General features: G+C 66.4%; 12 protein-coding genes. 8 read left to right on the forward strand and 4 right to left on the reverse strand.

Features of this window, described 5'->3' with window-relative positions:
• From edd to pyk, 5 genes are all read left to right on the forward strand, one after another.
• Positions 1-1,812 (forward strand): phosphogluconate dehydratase, encoded by a 1,812-nt coding sequence (gene edd, locus ACW176_RS12490; protein WP_492109356.1) that lies wholly within the window; start codon positions 1-3, stop codon positions 1,810-1,812.
• Positions 1,813-1,825: 13 nt separating this feature from the next.
• Positions 1,826-2,815, forward strand: coding sequence for a glucokinase (glk, locus tag ACW176_RS12495; RefSeq protein WP_492109357.1), 990 nt, complete (start codon positions 1,826-1,828; stop codon positions 2,813-2,815).
• A 178-nt stretch (positions 2,816-2,993) separates the two neighbouring features.
• Positions 2,994-4,016: a LacI family DNA-binding transcriptional regulator gene (locus ACW176_RS12500; protein ID WP_492057711.1), complete on the forward strand. Its 1,023-nt coding sequence runs from the start codon at positions 2,994-2,996 to the stop codon at positions 4,014-4,016.
• 273 nt (positions 4,017-4,289) lie between these two features.
• Positions 4,290-6,752 carry a glycoside hydrolase family 3 protein gene (locus tag ACW176_RS12505; protein WP_492109358.1) on the forward strand — a complete coding sequence of 821 codons (2,463 nt, stop codon included), beginning with the start codon at positions 4,290-4,292 and terminating at the stop codon, positions 6,750-6,752.
• 37 nt (positions 6,753-6,789) lie between these two features.
• Positions 6,790-8,220, forward strand: coding sequence for a pyruvate kinase (pyk, locus tag ACW176_RS12510; protein ID WP_492109359.1), 1,431 nt, complete (start codon positions 6,790-6,792; stop codon positions 8,218-8,220).
• Positions 8,221-8,390: 170 nt separating this feature from the next.
• Here pyk and ACW176_RS12515 read toward each other — a convergent pair whose 3' ends face one another.
• The 3 genes from ACW176_RS12515 to ACW176_RS12525 are packed head-to-tail and all read right to left on the reverse strand — an operon-like array spanning position 8,391 to position 11,346.
• On the reverse strand, positions 8,391-9,524 hold the full coding sequence (locus ACW176_RS12515; RefSeq protein WP_492109360.1) for an acyl-CoA dehydrogenase family protein: 1,134 nt from the start codon (positions 9,522-9,524) through the stop codon (positions 8,391-8,393).
• A 1-nt stretch (position 9,525) separates the two neighbouring features.
• Complete coding sequence (locus tag ACW176_RS12520; RefSeq protein ID WP_492057708.1) at positions 9,526-10,137, reverse strand: 2-hydroxychromene-2-carboxylate isomerase; 612 nt, start codon at positions 10,135-10,137, stop codon at positions 9,526-9,528.
• A gap of 3 nt (positions 10,138-10,140) precedes the next feature.
• The gene (locus ACW176_RS12525; protein WP_492109361.1) at positions 10,141-11,346 is read right to left on the reverse strand and encodes an acyl-CoA dehydrogenase family protein; all 1,206 of its coding nucleotides are present in this window, start codon (positions 11,344-11,346) and stop codon (positions 10,141-10,143) included.
• Between the two features lie 194 nt (positions 11,347-11,540).
• On the opposite strand from ACW176_RS12525, the gene ACW176_RS12530 reads away from it, so the two are divergent.
• Positions 11,541-13,181, forward strand: a complete 1,641-nt coding sequence (locus tag ACW176_RS12530; RefSeq protein WP_492109362.1) for a phosphatidylglycerol lysyltransferase domain-containing protein — start codon at positions 11,541-11,543, stop codon at positions 13,179-13,181.
• Here ACW176_RS12530 and ACW176_RS12535 read toward each other — a convergent pair.
• On the reverse strand, positions 13,178-13,393 hold the full coding sequence (locus tag ACW176_RS12535) for a hypothetical protein (protein ID WP_419254865.1): 216 nt from the start codon (positions 13,391-13,393) through the stop codon (positions 13,178-13,180). The two genes, ACW176_RS12530 and ACW176_RS12535, sit on opposite strands and share 4 nt — an antisense overlap.
• Before the next feature lie 210 nt (positions 13,394-13,603).
• Here ACW176_RS12535 and ACW176_RS12540 point away from each other — a divergent pair, with 210 nt between their 5' ends.
• Positions 13,604-16,555 carry an SEL1-like repeat protein gene (locus ACW176_RS12540; protein WP_492109363.1) on the forward strand — a complete coding sequence of 984 codons (2,952 nt, stop codon included), beginning with the start codon at positions 13,604-13,606 and terminating at the stop codon, positions 16,553-16,555.
• A gap of 139 nt (positions 16,556-16,694) precedes the next feature.
• Positions 16,695-17,156 carry a DUF3429 domain-containing protein gene (locus ACW176_RS12545; protein ID WP_492109364.1) on the forward strand — a complete coding sequence of 154 codons (462 nt, stop codon included), beginning with the start codon at positions 16,695-16,697 and terminating at the stop codon, positions 17,154-17,156.
• Positions 17,157-17,159: the final 3 nt, after the last annotated feature.

Below are 17,159 nucleotides of genomic sequence, written 5' to 3' on the forward strand. Positions count from 1 at the left end.
ATGAGCCTCAATCCCGTCATCGCCAGGGTCACCGCACGGATCGTCGAGCGCAGCCGCGACAGCCGCGCCGCCTATCTGGCCAATATGGACGCGGCGATCGCCAACCAGCCGGGTCGGGCCAAGCTGTCCTGCGCCAACTGGGCCCATGCGTTCGCCGCCTCGCCGGGCGTCGACAAGGTGCGGGCGCTGGATCCCAACGCGCCCAATATCGGCATTGTCTCGGCCTATAACGACATGCTGTCGGCCCACCAGCCGCTGGAAGAGTACCCGGCGCTGATCAAGGTCGCCGCGCGCGAGGTCGGGGCTACCGCCCAGTTCGCCGGTGGTGTGCCGGCCATGTGCGATGGCGTCACCCAGGGCCGCCCGGGCATGGAGCTGTCGCTGTTTTCGCGCGACGTCATCGCGATGGCCACGGGCATCGCCCTGACCCACGACGCCTTCGACAGCGGGCTGTATCTTGGCGTTTGCGACAAGATCGTGCCGGGCCTGGTGATCGGCGCCCTGACCTTCAGCCATCTGCCGGCGCTGTTCGTGCCGGCCGGTCCAATGACCTCGGGCCTGCCCAACAGCGAAAAGGCCCGCATTCGCGCCCTCTATGCCGAGGGCAAGGTCGGCCGCGCCGAACTGCTCGAGGCCGAGAGCGCCAGCTATCACGGGCCGGGCACCTGCACCTTCTATGGCACGGCTAACACCAACCAGATGCTGATGGAGCTAATGGGCTTCCATCTGCCTGGTTCGGCCTTCGTGCATCCCAACACCCCGCTGCGCGAGGCCCTGGTCAAGGAAGCCGCACGCCGTGCCGCCGCTGTCACCAACAAGGGCAATGAGTTCATCCCGGTTGGCCGCATGATCGACGAGAAGTCGGTCGTCAACGGCGTGGTTGGCCTGATGGCCACCGGTGGTTCGACTAATCTGGCCCTGCATCTGGTCGCCATGGCCCATGCTGCCGGCGTGATCCTGACGCTGGAAGACCTGGACGAGATCTCCAAGGCTACGCCGCTGCTGGCCCGCGTCTATCCCAACGGCTCGGCGGACGTGAACCACTTCCAGGCCGCAGGCGGCATGGCCTTGGTGATCCGCGAACTCCTGAAGGCCGGGCTCGCCCACGAAGACGTCCTGACCATCGCGGGCCCAGGCCTGTCGCGGTACACCCAGGAGCCTGCCCTCGAAGATGGCCAGCTGGTGTGGCGCGATGGTGCGGCAGAGTCGCTGGACACCGCCATCGTGCGTCCGGTTTCCGACGCCTTCAGTCCCGAGGGCGGCCTGCGCATGCTGGGCGGCAATATCGGTCGCGGGGTGATGAAGATCTCGGCCGTGAAACCCGAGCATCACACCATCACCGCGCCGGCGGCGGTGTTTCAGGAACAGGAAGACTTCATCGCCGCCTTCAAGCGCGGTGAACTGGACCGCGACGTCGTGGTGGTGATGCGCTTCCAGGGTCCGGCCGCCAACGGCATGCCGGAACTGCACAATCTGTCGCCGTCGATCTCTGTGCTGCTCGACCGCGGCTTCAAGGTGGCGCTCGTCACCGACGGCCGCATGTCGGGCGCTTCGGGCAAGACCCCAGCGGCGATCCACGTCACGCCGGAAGCCGCCAAGGGCGGTATGCTGGCCTATGTTCAGGACGGCGACGTCATCACGGTCGACGCTGCGAATGGCGAACTGAAAGTGCTGGTGGACGAGGCGACCTTGCTCGCTCGGACTCCGGCAAACGTCCCGGCGTCCAAGCCGGGCTTTGGGCGGGAATTGTTCGGCTGGATGCGTGCGGGGGTCGGCCCTGCCGACCACGGCGCTTCCGTGCTGTTTGCTTGAGGAAGCAGTCTAGATGAACGGCTTGAAGGACGGCGGGCTTGGCCTGGTCGGCGACATCGGCGGAACCAACGCGCGTTTCGCCCTGGTGGAATTCGACGGGCCTGATCCCCGCCTGATCGAACCGACGGCCTATAAGGGCGAGGACTACGCCACGGCCGAAGAGGCCATCGAGGACTATCTGCACAAGGTCGGGGTCAAGCATCCCGATCAGGCCGTGGTCGCTGTGGCGGGGCCCATCGAGCACGGCACGGTCCATATGACCAATCTGGACTGGCGGATCTCGGAAGACAGTCTGCGCCGGGCAGGCGGCTTTCGAAAGGCGACCCTGATCAATGACTTCACGGCCCAGGCCCTGGCTGCGCCGCGCCTGTCCCCCAAGGATCTGCGCCAGATCGGTAGCTTGCCGACCTCGGGTGAGGGGGATCTGGCGATTCTGGGTCCTGGCACGGGCTTTGGCGTCGCCGGCATGGCCCGCCGCCATGGGGTCGATACGCCTCTGACGACGGAAGGTGGCCACATCGCCTTCGCACCGACCGACGACATTGAGATCGAGATCCTGCGCGCCCTGACCAAGCAGTTCGGCCGGGTGTCGATCGAACGCATCCTGTCTGGCCCTGGCATGGAGGATCTGCACACGATCCTGGCTGCCGCCGAGGGCCGCAAGGTCGAGTCTCTGCCGGCCAAGCAGATCAGCGAGCGGGCTCTGGGCGGTTGCGCCGACAGTCTGGCGACCGTGAACCGGTTCTGCGCCATTCTCGGTTCGACGGCGGGGGACCTGGCTCTGGCCCTTGGGGCCCGAGGCGGCGTGTTCATCGCAGGCGGCATCGGCGCCAAGATTGTCGAATTGCTGGAGACCGGCCCGTTCCGCGCCCGCTTCGAGGCCAAGGGCCGGTTTGTCGACTACATGAAAGCCATACCGACCCATGTGGTCATGCATCCCTATACCGCCTTGATCGGAGCGGCTGTGGCCCTTACGCCGGAAGGATACGCCTCAATCTCCTAGCTCAAGGCTGCCCTTACGCGCGCGCAGGGGCTCGCCATGACAAGGCTGTCATGGCTTATTGCCGAACAAGCCGAATGAATCGGCGAGCGTGGCAGCCGAGAGTGGGCGCCGGTTTCGGCGTCTGCCACGCTCAAAGCATGATTTAGAGCCCCAAAAGGCTCTAGCGCGAGGGGCGGAATTGAGCTCGAAGATCACTATCCATGATGTCGCCCGACAGTCGGGCGTCTCGATCAAGACTGTCTCGCGCGTCCTCAATCGCGAACCCAACGTCAAGGCCGACACCCGCGATCGGGTGCAGGCGGCGGTGGCGGCGCTGCACTATCGCCCCAATATTTCGGCCCGCAGCCTGGCGGGATCGAAGGCCTATCTGATTGGCGTCTTCTTCGACAACCCCAGCCCCGGCTACATCACCGATGTCCAGCTGGGCGCCATCGCGCGGTGCCGGGAGGAGGGCTACCACCTCATTGTCGAGCCGCTCGATTCCACGGCCGACAATGTCGAGGATCAGGTCGCGCCCATGTTGGCGACCCTGCGGATGGACGGCGTCATCCTCACGGCGCCCGTCTGTGACCATCCTGTCGTGCTGGCGGCGCTGGAGCGGGAGCAGGTGCCGTATGTGCGCATCTCGCCCGGCAGCGACCTGGATCGTTCAGCCCGGGTCGGCATGGACGACCGGCTGGCCGCCTATGAGATGACCAAGCACCTGATCGAACTGGGTCACCGCGATATTGGCTTTATCATCGGCCACCCCGATCACGGCGCTTCGCATCTGCGCCATCAGGGCTTCATGGAGGCGATGGCCGATAGCGGCCTTACGGTTCGGCCTGAGCGGGTGGAGCAGGGCTACTTCTCGTTCCGCTCCGGCTTTGAGGCGGCAGAACGGTTGCTGACCGGCGGCGACCGGCCCACGGCCGTGTTCGCCAGCAATGACGACATGGCGCTGGGCGTCATGGCCGTCGCCAACCGACTGCGGCTGAATGTGCCCGAAACCCTGTCCGTGGCCGGGTTCGACGACACACCGGGCGCCAAGGTTGTCTGGCCGCAGCTGACCACCGTCCGCCAGCCGATCGCCGCGATGGCGGGGGCGGCGGCCGACATGCTGCTGAACGGGGTGTCGTGGGACGAAGGGGAGCTTCCGCCCTCGAAGCTGCTGGATTTCGAACTGGTGGTCCGTGAATCGACAGGTCCGGCGGCGGTCTAGCCGCTACGAGACGCCAGGGAGATAGATCGTAGTTGACAGCGCTGTCTGATTGCGTTGTCATAGCCCCAACCAAGAACGTCGCTTTCAAGCGGCGTCCGGAGGAGACCTTGATCTCGCTACATATTTCGCCGGACCGCGCGTGTTCGCTGGTCGTCGCCTCGTGTCGGGGCCTCTAGGCGCGTGCTTCTCGACGCGGCGCACCTGCGCGCTGCGTCGAGCCTTTTCTTCTTGCCGGCCGATTTGCGCCGGCTCCGCGCCACCACGGGAAGTTTCATGCTCGCTCCTCGCCGCTCCGCCCACGCCTCGGTTCTCGCTCTTCTGATCGCCGGAAGCCTCGGCGGTGTAGGGGTCGCCCAGACGCCGTCGGCCTTGGCGCATCCCGAACTCTGGCCCAAAGCGGCGAGCCCCAAGTCGATCACCGACGCCAGGACCGAGGCCTTCATCACCGACTTGATGTCGCGCATGAGCCTTGAAGAAAAGGTGGGGCAGACCATCATGGCCGACGGCTCCGCGATCACGCCGGACGAGCTACGGAAATACCCGCTGGGTTCGGTCGAGGCGGGCGGAAACACCGCGCCGGGCGGAGACGACCGCGCCGCGCCGGCAAAATGGGTGGACTGGATCAAGGCCTATCGCGCCGTGGCGCTTGAGAAGCGCGACGGTCACACAGCGATCCCGATCATCTTCGGCATTGACGCCGTGCATGGTCACAACAACATCGTCGGCGCGACGGTCTTCCCGCACAATGTTGGCCTGGGAGCCGCGCGCGACCCGGACCTGATCCGCCGCATCGGTGAGGTCACCGCCGCCGAGGTCGCCGCGACCGGCGCCGACTGGACGTTCGGCCCCACTGTGGCCGTGCCGCGCGACGAGCGCTGGGGGCGAGCCTATGAGGGCTATGCCGAGGACCCAGAGGTGGTGAAGACCTATTCGGGTCCCATGACCCTGGGCCTGCAGGGGGTTCTCAAATCCGGGCAAGCCCTTGCCACGGACCATGTGGTCGGCTCGGCCAAGCACTTCGTTGCCGATGGCGGCACCGAGGGCGGCAAGGACCAGGGCGACGCCCTGATCTCTGAGCAGGACCTGATCCGATTGCACGCCCAGGGCTATCCGCCCGCCATCGACGCCGGGATCCTGACCGTGATGGTCTCCTTCTCCAGCTGGAACGGGGTCAAGCACACCGGCAACAAGAGCCTGCAGACGGGCGTCCTCAAGGAGCGCATGGGCTTCGAAGGCTTCATCGTCGGCGACTGGAACGCCCACGGCCAAGTCGATGGCTGCACCAACACCAACTGTCCGCAGGCCTATATCGCCGGCATGGACATGGTCATGGCGCCCGACAGCTGGAAGGGCCTGTTCGACAACACCCTGGCCCAGGTGAGGGACGGCACGATCCCGATGGCTCGCATCGACGACGCCGTGCGCCGCGTGCTGCGCGTCAAGGTCAAGGCGGGCCTGTTCGACGGCAAGCGCCCCCTGGAAGGTAAGTTCGAACTGCTGGGTGCGCCCGAGCATAGGGCCGTGGCGCGAGAAGCTGTTCGCAAGTCACTGGTGCTGCTGAAGAATCAGGGCATTCTGCCGATCAAGAGTTCGGCCAAGGTGCTGGTCGCCGGCGACGGCGCCGACGACATCGGCAAACAGGCCGGCGGCTGGACCCTGACCTGGCAAGGCACGGGCAATAAGAACAGCGACTTCCCGGGCGGCCAGTCCATCTATGCCGGCATAGCCGACGCGGTGAAGGCGAGCGGTGGACAGGCTGAACTGGCCCGCGACGGTGTCTTCAAGACCCGTCCCGATGTGGCGGTGGTCGTGTTTGGCGAGAACCCCTATGCCGAGTTCCAGGGCGATGTGACCAATCTGGAATATCAGCCCGGCGACAAGACGGACCTGGCCCTGATCAAGTCACTCAAGGCCCAGGGTATCCCCGTGGTCGCTGTGTTCCTGACCGGTCGTCCGCTTTGGACCAATCCCGAGATCAATGCCTCTCACGCCTTTGTCGCCGCCTGGCTTCCGGGCAGCGAGGGCGGCGGGGTCGCGGATGTCCTGATCGGCGACAAGGCCGGCAAGCCGCGCCATGACTTCAAGGGCAAGCTCTCTTTCTCCTGGCCCAAGCGCGCCAACCAGGCGCCGCTCAATCGCGGTGATGCCGGTTATGATCCGCAGTTCGCCTATGGCTACGGCCTGAGCTACGCCAAGCCTGGCAAGGTCGCGACCTTGTCGGAAGATCCCGGCGTGGTGTCGGCGGCCGTCAATGTCGACCGCTATTTCATTGCTGGCCGCGCACCAGCCCCCTGGACCCTGAACATCGGCGGAGCGCTGGCGGTCCGGCCGATCGACGCCGGCGCCCAGGAGAATGCGCGTCTCGCCGAATGGAGCGGAGAGGGCAATGGCGCGCTCCAGGTCATGGGCCAAGCCGTGGACCTGTCCCGCCAGACCACCGGCGACATGGCTGTGTCGATCCGCTACCGGGTCGATGTCGCGCCGGAGAAACCGGTTTCCCTGGCGATCGCCTGTGGCGAATCCTGCGGCGCGGCGCTAGACGTAACGTCAACTTTCTCCAGCGGGAAAATTGGCGAATGGCGTACGGCCAAGATCAAACTTTCCTGTTTCAAGGCCAAGGGCGCGGACATGGAGCATGTTTCCTCCCCGTTTGCCTTGTCGACGACCGGACGGTTTGCTCTGGCCTTCACCGAAATCCGGCTGGCCTCCAACGAGGGCGACGCCGTCTGCCCCTGACCCCAGCACCCCATGCTTTCCTAGAAGGAGCGGCCGCATGATCCGCGCGCGTCGTTCCCGCATCGTCGCCACCATTGGCCCGGCCTCGAGTTCGCCGGAGATGATCATCACGCTGGCCAGGGCCGGGGCGGATGTCTTCCGCCTGAACTTCAGCCACGGCGCGCATGAGACCCATGCCGCCGTCTATGCCGCGATCCGCGCGGCCGAGCCTATTGTCGGTCGGCCGCTGGGTATTCTGGCCGACCTGCAGGGACCCAAGCTGCGCGTCGGCAAGTTCGCCAACGGGCCAGTGCAGCTGAAGGCCGGCCAGACGTTCCGTTTCGACGACGACGCTACGCCCGGCGACGAGACGCGCGTTTGCCTGCCGCATCCGGAAATTCTGGTGGCTATGCGTCCTGGCGCGACCCTGCTGCTGGACGACGGAAAGCTGCGGATGACGGTCACCGACGCCGGGCCTGGCTATGCCAACACCAAGGTGGTCAACGGCGGCAAGCTGTCGGAGCGCAAGGGCGTGGCGGTGCCGGATGTCGTCATCCCGATGTCGCCCCTGACGCCGAAGGACCGCGAGGATCTGGCTTTCGCCCTGCGTCTGGGTGTCGACTGGGTCGCCCTGTCGTTTGTGCAGGCTCCGGAAGACATGGCCGAATTGCGCCGCATCGTCGAAGGTCGCGCCGCCGTGCTGGCCAAGATCGAAAAGCCCCAGGCGCTGGAATGCCTAGGCGCGATCCTGGACCTGTGTGACGGCGTGATGGTCGCGCGGGGCGACCTTGGCGTCGAGATGGCGCCCGAAGAGGTGCCGGTCGCCCAGAAAATCATCCTGCGGGCGGCGCGCGAGCGCGGCATCCCGGTGATCGTCGCCACCCAGATGCTGGAATCCATGACCAGTTCGCCGACCCCCACCCGGGCTGAGGCTTCGGACGTCGCCAATGCGGTCTACGAGGGCGCGGATGCGGTCATGCTGTCGGCCGAGTCCGCCGCCGGCGACTATCCTGAGGAATCCGTCTCGATGATGAACCGCATCATTGAGCGGGTTGAGCGCGATCCGCGCTGGCCTGAGCTGATGCAGGCCGAGCAGCCGCATCAGGACGACGATGCGGATGTTCTGGTGGTTGCCGCCGCGGGCGCCGCCAAGGCCGGCTCGACCAAGTGCCTGGTGGCGTTCACCACGACCGGCGCCACGGCCCGTCGTCTGGCGCGCGAGCGCCCGCTTCAGCCGGTTCTGGCCTTGTCGCCCGAGATCAACGCCGTGCGCCGCATGACGCTGGTCTGGGGCGTTGAACCGCGCGTCAGCGCCCAGCCTGACAGCCTTGAGGTCGTCACCACCGACGCGGCCAGCCGAGCGCTGGAACTGGGACTGGTGGCGCCGGGAGAGCGCCTGTTGATCGTGGCGGGCACGCCCTTCGGTGCTCCGGGTGCAGCCAATCTGCTACGGCTGGCCCACGCGCCAATGCCGATCCGCAAGCGCTAGCGTATCTCTAACCTAGGGGCGTTGGCTCAGGCGCTGATCGCCTTGCCGAGCCGCGTCATAGCATTCTCACGCCATGGCTCTCAGCCGAGCATCGCTCCGCTATGCCGACCAATGAAATGCGGCCTTGGAGAGGGCCGCCCATCCCTTGTTCAGGGGATGGGCGGGGACGATCAAAAGCCTTGAAGGCGTGCGTAGCGGTCGCGATGGAACGCCGCGCCGCCAAACAGCGCCTCGGCCACGCGGGCGCGCTTCATGTAGAGTCCGGAATCGTGGGCGTCGGTCATGCCGATCCCGCCATGCATCTGGACCATTTCGTTGGAGGCCAGGTGCAGCACTTCGCAGGCTTTTGCCTTGGCGAGCGAGGCCAGGGCGCGGGTGTCGCCGCCCGCATCAAAGGCTTCGAGTGCAGCCTCGACGCATGAACGGGTGGTCTCCAGGTCGGTAAACAGCTTGGCCGCCCGATGTTGCAACGCCTGGAATGTGCCGATGACCTGTCCGAACTGGGTGCGGGTCTTCAGGTAGTCCAGGGTGATGTCGAAGGCGGCGTTTGCGGTGCCCAGCATTTCGGCGGCGATGCCGGCATAGGCGCGATCCAGGGTCGGCTCAAGCACCGCCCAGCCCTTGTCGACTTGGCCCAGCACAGCGTCAGCGCCGACTGACACGTCCTTGAACGTGATCTGCGCCGCGCCGCGCGAATCCGCCAGGGCCAGGTGCGTTCGGGTCACACCGGCCGCGTCGCCGGGTACGAGGAACAGGGTCAGGCCGTCGGTGTCGCCAGGCTTGCCGCCGGTGCGCGCCGCGACGATCAGCAAGTCAGCGGCTTCGCCGTCGATCACGAAGGTCTTGGAGCCGTTGAGGACAAAGCCATCGCCCGCCTTGGTCGCCGCCAGCGCGGTACGGGCGGGGGCGTGGTGAGAGGTCTCGTCCACGGCCAGGGTGGCGACCGCTTCGCCCAAGGCGATCCTGTCGAGCCAGGCGGTTTTCTGGACGTCGGTTCCCGCCAGGTTCAGGGCCGAGGCGGCGATCAGGGCGGTAGAGAGCAGGGGAGAGGCGACCAGGTTGCGCCCGGTCTCTTCCAGCACCAGGCCCAGACCCAGATAGCCGAAGGCCGAGCCGTTATGCTCTTCGGGGACGATCACCCCGGCCCAGCCCATCTGGCCCATTTCGGACCAGGCGGCGGGGTCGAAGCTTGCGCCCGACTTGCTGTCGCGCAGTTTGCGCAGGGCGCCGACGGGCGCGCTGTCAGTGGTCCAGCCCTTGGCCGCGTCGCGCAGCATGGTCTGTTCTTCGGTCAGGACGGCCATGTCAGGCGTGCTCCCTCGATTGATGATGGACGGCCCATTCCAGGGCCTGTTCTAGACGGTCGTTGCCCCAGAAGAGCTCGCCGTCGGCGGTGACGAAACTTGGCGCGCCGAACACGCCCAGGCGGCGGGCTTCGGCGACGTGATCCTTGAGGCGAGCCTTGACCGGATCGCTCGCCGCGGCGGCCAGAGCATGCTCGGGCCCTGCGCCCACCGCCGCGATCAGCGGGGCGAGAACGGCGGGGTCGCTGATGTCCTGATCGTCGACGAAATTGGCCTGATAGACCGCCTGGCTGAAGGCTGGCGTCCAGCCGTCCTCCAGTCCGACGATGGCGACACGCGCCGCCAGCATGCCGTTGCGCGGAAACTGGCTGGGACGGACCAGTGGCAAACCTTCCCGGTCGCAGACCCGCTGCAGGTCGCGCCACATATAGGCGCCCTTGACCGGGAAGCTGTTGAAGGGGCTGTCGGTCAGGCCCTGCTGCTCGTGAAACAGCGGTCCAATCAGCAGAGGCCGCCAGGCGACAGCCACCCCCGCCTCGGCGGCCAGTCGCTCGATGCGCATGGCCGCCGGGTAGGAGTAGGTCGAGGCGAACTCGTACCAGAAGGTCAGCATCGGCTACTGGTGATCCAGCAGGCCGAGCACGCGCTTGGCGACGACGTTGAGGTTCACTTCGCTGGTGCCCCCCTCGATCGAATTGCCCTTCGAGCGCAGCATGCCGCGCGTGACGGTCAATTCGTCCTTGCTGAAGCCTTCGCCCTCCCAGCCCAGGCCCTGCAGGCCCATGGCCTCGACCATCAGCTCGTAGCGCTCCTGGTTCATCTTGGCGGCGGCGTACTTGATGATCGAGACGGCGGCGCTGGGGCCGTTGCCGGTCTTGGATTCCTGCTCGGCGCGACGCACCGTGAGGGCGAACGCGTGGGCGTCCATCCGGTGGGCGGCGATGCGCGCCCGCAGGTCGCCGTCAGCCAGACGACCGGTCTCGTCGACGCCGATCTCCTTCTTGGCCACGTCGACCAGGTCCAGACCGCCGCCGCCGCCGAAGCCGCTGGCCGAGATGTTCTGGCGTTCGTACTGCAGCAGGCGCTTGGCGATGTCCCAGCCGCCGTTGAGCTTGCCGACCAGCTGGTCCTTGGGAACCTTCACATTGTCGAAGAAGGTTTCGCAGAAGGGCGAGGAGCCGCTGATCAGCTTGATCGGACGCGGATCGACTCCGGGCGTGGTCATGTCGAACAGCACGAACGAGATGCCTTCGTGCTTCTTGGTGGTGTCGGTGCGCACCAGGCAGAAGATCCAGTCGGCCTGATCGGCATAGCTGGTCCAGACCTTCTGGCCATTGATCAGATAGTGGTCGCCCTTGTCTTCGCACTTGGTCTGCAGGGCTGCGAGGTCGGAGCCCGCGCCGGGTTCGGAATAGCCCTGGCACCAGCGGGTCTCGCCGCGCACGATTCCGGGGATGAACTTCTTCTTCTGTTCCTCGGTGGCGTATTCCAGCAGCACCGGGCCCAGCATCCAGACCCCGAAACTCATCAGGGCCGGCCGAGCCTTGATCCGGCGCAGCTCCTGCTCCAGTACCTTGTTTTCGGCCTTGGAGAGTCCCCCGCCGCCATATTCTGCGGGCCACATCGGCGCGGTCCAGCCGCGTTCTGCCATGCGATCCAGCCACACCTTGGCGTCGGGATTCTTCCAGACCATCTTGCGACCGCCCCATGGGGCGTCGTCCTCACCCATCGGCGCATGCAGCGACGGCGGGTAGTTGGCTTCCAGCCAGGCGCGGGTCTCGGCCCGGAAGGCGTCGAGTTCGGTTGCACCGAAGTCGGCCATGGTCGTCTCTCCCTTGGGATCGTCATCTTTCGGCGTGTCTGGCACGCCGCGCGTCACCAGACTACGCGACCGGGCGCGCCGGGCAAGCCGATTCAAACGATCGTTTATCGCAAGGCGGGCGACCGCGTCACATGTTCCGGCGTATACGAGAGCCACGTGGGGTCCCGCAGGGGATTCGCCGATCCGGGTTCTTGATGTCAGCGCCTGAATTCAGACCGGCGGCCTTGGCGATGGCGCCGACCCTCTCGGCCATCCTCGCCGTCTCGGCCGGGGTTATGCTGTTGACCTCCGGCGCGACGCCGTCCGAGCCGACGCGCTTTGCACTTCTTCTCGCGTTCGCGCCTGACCTGCTGATCGAGATCAGCCACTTCGTCTCGTCGATCCTGGGTCTTGTCTTGCTGCTGCTGGCCTTTGGCCTGCGGTCGCGCCTCGACGGCGCGTGGTGGGCTGCGGTCATCACCCTGGCCGCAGCGGCGGTTCTGGCCATTTTCAAGGGCCTGAACTGGGAAGAGACAGCGCTTCTGACGCTGTGTTGCCTGCTCATCCTGCCGTTCCATGAAGCGTTCCCGCGCAAGGCGGCGCTGTTCCGGATGGAGATCACGCCGGGCTGGCTTTTGTCGGCGGCCGCAGCCCTGGGCGGCGCGGCCTTCTGCGGCTGGTGGATCTTCACCCACACCGAATATGCCGACAAGTCGTGGATGCGCCTGATGGGCGACCAGGACGCCGCCCGGGCCCTGCGCTCGTCGGTGGCCGCCGGCATCGTGCTGCTGGCCATCGGGGTGTGGCGGTTGATCGCGACCCCGGCCATGCCGCCTGTCGTCGATGACACCGATCCTGAATTCGACCGGGTTCGCGCCATTCTCGCCAAGGCCGAGGACGCAGAGCCCGGCTCTAATCTGGCGCTGCTGGGCGACAAGCGGTTCCTGTTCTCGGCCTCGGGCGAAAGCTTTCTGATGTTCGGTGTGCGCCGTCGCTCCTGGATCGCCCTGGGCCCGCCCGTCGGTCGCCGCGATGAGCGGATGGAGTTGTTCTGGCGCTTCCGGGAACTGGCCGACGCCCATGCGGCGCGCGCAGGCTTCTATGCCCTGGGTCCTGACGACCTGCCTGACACCATTGATCTGGGTCTGGCCATCCAGAAGACAGGGGAAAGCGCCGCCGTGCCGCTGGCGGCTTTCTCCCTGGTGGGCCGCCGCCGCGAGGTTCTGCGCCGCAACTGGCGCAAGGCGGGCGAGGGCGGGGCGGCTTTTGAGGTCCTCCCGGCTGGCGAGGCGCCGATGGAGGAGCTGAAGACGATTTCGGACGCCTGGCTCGGCCATCACGCTGGTGGCGAGAAGGGCTTCTCCATGGGCGGCTTCGATCCGCGCTATGTGGCCGAGTTCCCAGTGGCTCTGGTTCGCTCAGAGGGCAAGATTGTCGCGTTCGCCACACTGTGGACGACAGCGCACAAGTCCGCCTTCTCCATGGACCTGATGCGCTATTCCGACGAAGCGCCCAAGAACGTGATGGACTATCTGTTCGTCGAACTCCTGCAGTGGGGTCGCGACGAAGGTTATCTGGCCTTTGAGTTCGGCATGGCTCCTCTGGCGGGGCTGGAGGACCGTCCGCTGGCGCCGATCATGTCGCGCGTGGGGCGCCTGCTCTATGAGCGCGGAGAAGAGATCTACAATTTCCAGGGCGTGCGCCGGTACAAGGACAAGTACGACCCCGTCTGGCAGCCGCGCTATATTGCCGCGCCGCGAAAGTGGGCGATCCCATTTCTGCTGGCCGACATCGGTCTGTTGTCTTCGGGCGGTGTCAGCGGTCTGACCAAGCGACCAAAGCGGCCCGCGACCTAATAGCGCGTCTGGTTGCCTGTTTGCATGCCCAGGAGGTTCAGAAGGTGGACCAGCAGCAGCATCATCGCCACCACGCAGACCATCATCAGCGGGCGCCACGGCATCATGCGCGGGCCCTTCAAGATATTGGCCGGGCGGGCGCCACGCCATCCGCAGACCACGGCGAGGATCAGCAGCACAACCAGGGCGGCGACGGTGAATGGCAGGTCCATGCGCCTTCCATGCCCTGCGACAATCAGCCTGGCAAATGGTTAACCCGCGTTAACCCCCTTGCTTTTTAACCAAGGTAAAGATGGTTAAAGCTGCGTCCCGATTCCTCCACTTGTGAATCGTAAACCTACTAGATTTAGCTATTTGGTCGCGTTTACACCCCAGGAATCGGTGACTAGCGTTGGTCCCCAAGTGCGGGGAGAACGATTCGTATGACGGCCGCAGCGCCATGGAGCGTAAAGGGGATAGACCCCAAGGCACGTGAGGTCGCAAAGGACCTTGCGCGTCGCTCCGGCATGACGTTGGGCGAGTGGCTCAACCGCATGATTATCGAGGGTGAAGGACAGGGCGACGCCGCTGCTGTCGACGCCTTTGTCGGCGGTGCGCAGGACCGTTCCGCCAAGCCTTATCTCCACATCGCGACCGACGGCGACACGCCGCCACGTATCGAGATCGCCGAACACCCCGCCGACGAAGTCGGTCGCGTCGCCGTTGCGCTCGATCGTCTGACGGACCGCATCGAAGCCGCAGAAGGACGTTCGGCCGCCGCCATCAATGGCATCGATCAGTCGGTGCGCGGCGCGCTCAGCCGTCTGGCCCTGTCCGAACGTGAGCAGATCGCCGTCGCCGCCCGTTTCGAGGGCGCGGTCGATGACATCAAGACCGAGCAGGCCCGTTCGACCGAACGCCTGCGCCGGATGGAAGCCGAGGCGGTCGGACCGCGTTCCGCCGAGGCTCTGCGCGCGCTCGAAGGTGCGCTCGGCAAGGTCGCCGGGCATCTCTATGAAGGCGAAGCGCGCACACGCGAAGCCATCTCCGCTCTGGAAGCCCGCCTCGACGCCCAACCGGCCGCCGCGACCAGCGACCCGTCATCCGTCGTAGAGGAAGTCGTCGCGCGTCTGGGCCAGCGCCTGGAAGCCGCCGAGACCCGCACCGCAGAAGCCTTGCGCGAACTGGGCTCATCCTTCTCCGCCCTGGACGGCCGCCTTCAGGCTGTCGAGGGCGCGAACCCGACTTCAGGCGTCCAGGAGCGTCTCGACCAGCTGGCCGGCGACCTGACAAGGCGCATGGAGGCCGCGCGGCTCGAAATGGCGACCAAGCTGGGTGACAGCGCTGATGGTCGCTTCGATCGCATGGACAAGAAGCTCGGCGAGATGGCCGCTCACGTCCAGGCCGCCGAGCAGCGCTCGGCCAGGGCCATCGAGCGCATGGGCCGCGAAGTGGTCGGCGTCGCCGACGCCTTCAATCGTCGGGTCCAGGCGGCAGAGAGCCGCAACGCCGCCGCCATCGAACAGGTCGGCGGCGAGGTGGCCCGCATCGCTGCGACCGTCGAGCACAAGCTGAACCGCGCCGACAGCGTCCAGGCCCAGGCTCTGGAAAAGCTCGGCACGGAAATCGCCCGCATCACCGAGAAGCTCGCAGAGCGTATCGGCAACGCTGAACGCCGCAACGCTCTGGCCATCGACGATGTCGGCGAACAGGTCACTCGCGTGACCGACCGGCTCAATCAGCGCCACGAGCGTTCGTCGCAGGAACTGATCGACCGGATCCGCCAGAGCGAAGAGCGCACCGCCCGCATGCTCGATGAAGCGCGCGAGAAGATCGACACCCGCCTCAGCGACGCCCAGCGCAAGCTGGCCGAGACGCCGGTCCAGGCCGCCGCTATCGCGCCCGCGCCTGTCGTTCGCGCCCCGGCGGTCTCGCCGTTCGCGACCAGCAGCTATTCCTTCGGTGGCGAGCCTGCCGTGGACGAGGACGTGTTCAACGCACCCCCGCCCGTGGCGCGCGCCCCTGTGTTCGAAGTCGCCGCCTTCCCGGCGGTCGATCCCGAGCCGCCCAGCTTCGACGACGAAGACTATGAGGCCGCTGACGGCTTTGTCGGTCAGGAGCCCTCCGAAGCCGTTGAACGCGTCGCGCCAGCATCTGACTTTGGGACCTTCTCCGCTCCTGAGTCCGCCGATCCGTCGCGTCCGCTGTCCACCCGCGAAGTGATTGAGCAGGCCCGGGCCGCCGCTCGCGCTGCAGCCGTCGCTGACGTCAAGGCCAAGAAGGACAAGCCGGCCAAGGACAAGCCTGCCCGGACCTCGCTGTTCGCGGGCTTTGGGTCCAAGACCTCGATCAAGGCGCCCAAGCGCCGGGTCGGCTCCACGGTCGCCACCGCTCTGATGGTGTTCGGCGTCGCCGGCGCCATGGGCGCGGGTGTGGCGGGCCTGTTGCTGCCCGATCGTGGTAAGGGCCAGGTTCCTGATCGCGTCGCCGAATCCATCGCCGGCCGCAAGTCCGAGGTCGAGATCCGCACGGCGGAAGCCGACACGACGCCCGGCATGCCCCGCGCCGCCGTCGCGTTGTCGCCTCAACTGGTCACCCCGACCGCGACCGACGCCACCCCGCCGCCGCCCGCGCCGCCGCAGGAGAACGCCCAGGCGCTGTTTGACGAGGGCGTCCGCAAGATCGAGGCGAAGGATCGCTCCGGCGTCGAGATCATGCGAAAGGCCGCCAATCTCGGCCTGCCGCGCGCCCAGTTCTATCTCGGCAAGATGTACGAGATGGGCGAGGGCGGCGTGAAGAAGGACCTCGTCGAGGCTCGCCGCTGGACTGAACGCGCCGCCACTGCCGGCGACCCGCGCGCCATGCACAACCTGGCCCTGTTCTATTTCAAGGGCGACGGCGGGGCCAAGAACTCCACCACGGCCGCCAGCTGGTTCCGCAAGGCCGCCGATCAGGGTCTGGTCGATAGCCAGTTCAACCTGGCGCAGCTTTACGAAGGCGGTTGGGGTGTCAGTCAGAACCCCGCCGAGGCCTACAAGTGGTACGTGATCGCCGGCCGGGCCGGGGACTCTACCTCCAAGGCTCGCGCCACGGCTCTGCGTCCGCAACTGACCGCCGAGGCCCAGCGCACGGCCGACCGTTCGGCCATGGCCTTCCGCGCCCAGACCATCAACGCCTCGGTGGCGACCAGCACCGCCACGGCGCCGGCCTCGGCCGGGCTTGGTACGGCTCAGCGCGTGCTGTCACAGCTGGGCTATTATCAGGGGCCGCGCGACGGTGTGGCGTCACCCGCCCTGCGCATGGCGATCGCCGCCTATCAGCGCGACCAGGGCCTGCCATCGTCGGGCGCGCTGGACGGCGAAACCCTGAACCGGCTTTCGGTCTACACGCGCTGACCCGCGCGACGGGACCATCATTGCGTGGACGCTTGAATCCATTCGGCAAATATCGTCCGTGGACCTCTAGGCGCGTGTGAGTATAGTCGCGCCCGGGGTATGGGAGGTCGCGGGGGCGGCCTTCCGGAGGAGTTGATTCATGAGCGAGCCAGTGGCGGATCGCGTACCGGCGCCGCCGGCGGTGTGGGTGTTCGGGCTCGCGACCCTGATACCCTTTTTCGTGGCCTCCGGCCTCTTCTGCTATGGCCCTCCTGGATCGCAGAGGGGCGCGCTGATTTCCTTGCTCGCCTATTCGACCGCCATGGTCTCGTATTTTGGCGGCGTGCGAACCGGGCTCGAGATTGAAAACCCCAGTCCGAGATGGCTGGTTCTGGGTCTCTCGCTGCTGTTTCCGCTTGCTGGCTTCGGTCTTCTGCTCGGCGAGCTTCGCTTCGAGCCGGCCTGGCAATTGTCGGGTTTCCTGCTGGTCTTCCTGCTGCAATGGGTCTGGGACGTGACCGACCATGACGGGCCGGCCTGGCGACCCAGGATGCGAACCTTGCTGACCTCCGGCGCCGCCATCTCGCTGGCCTTCGCCCTTGAGCAGGCCCTTCATATGTAGTCC

Source organism: Caulobacter sp. FV1ye13L (assembly GCF_058681155.1).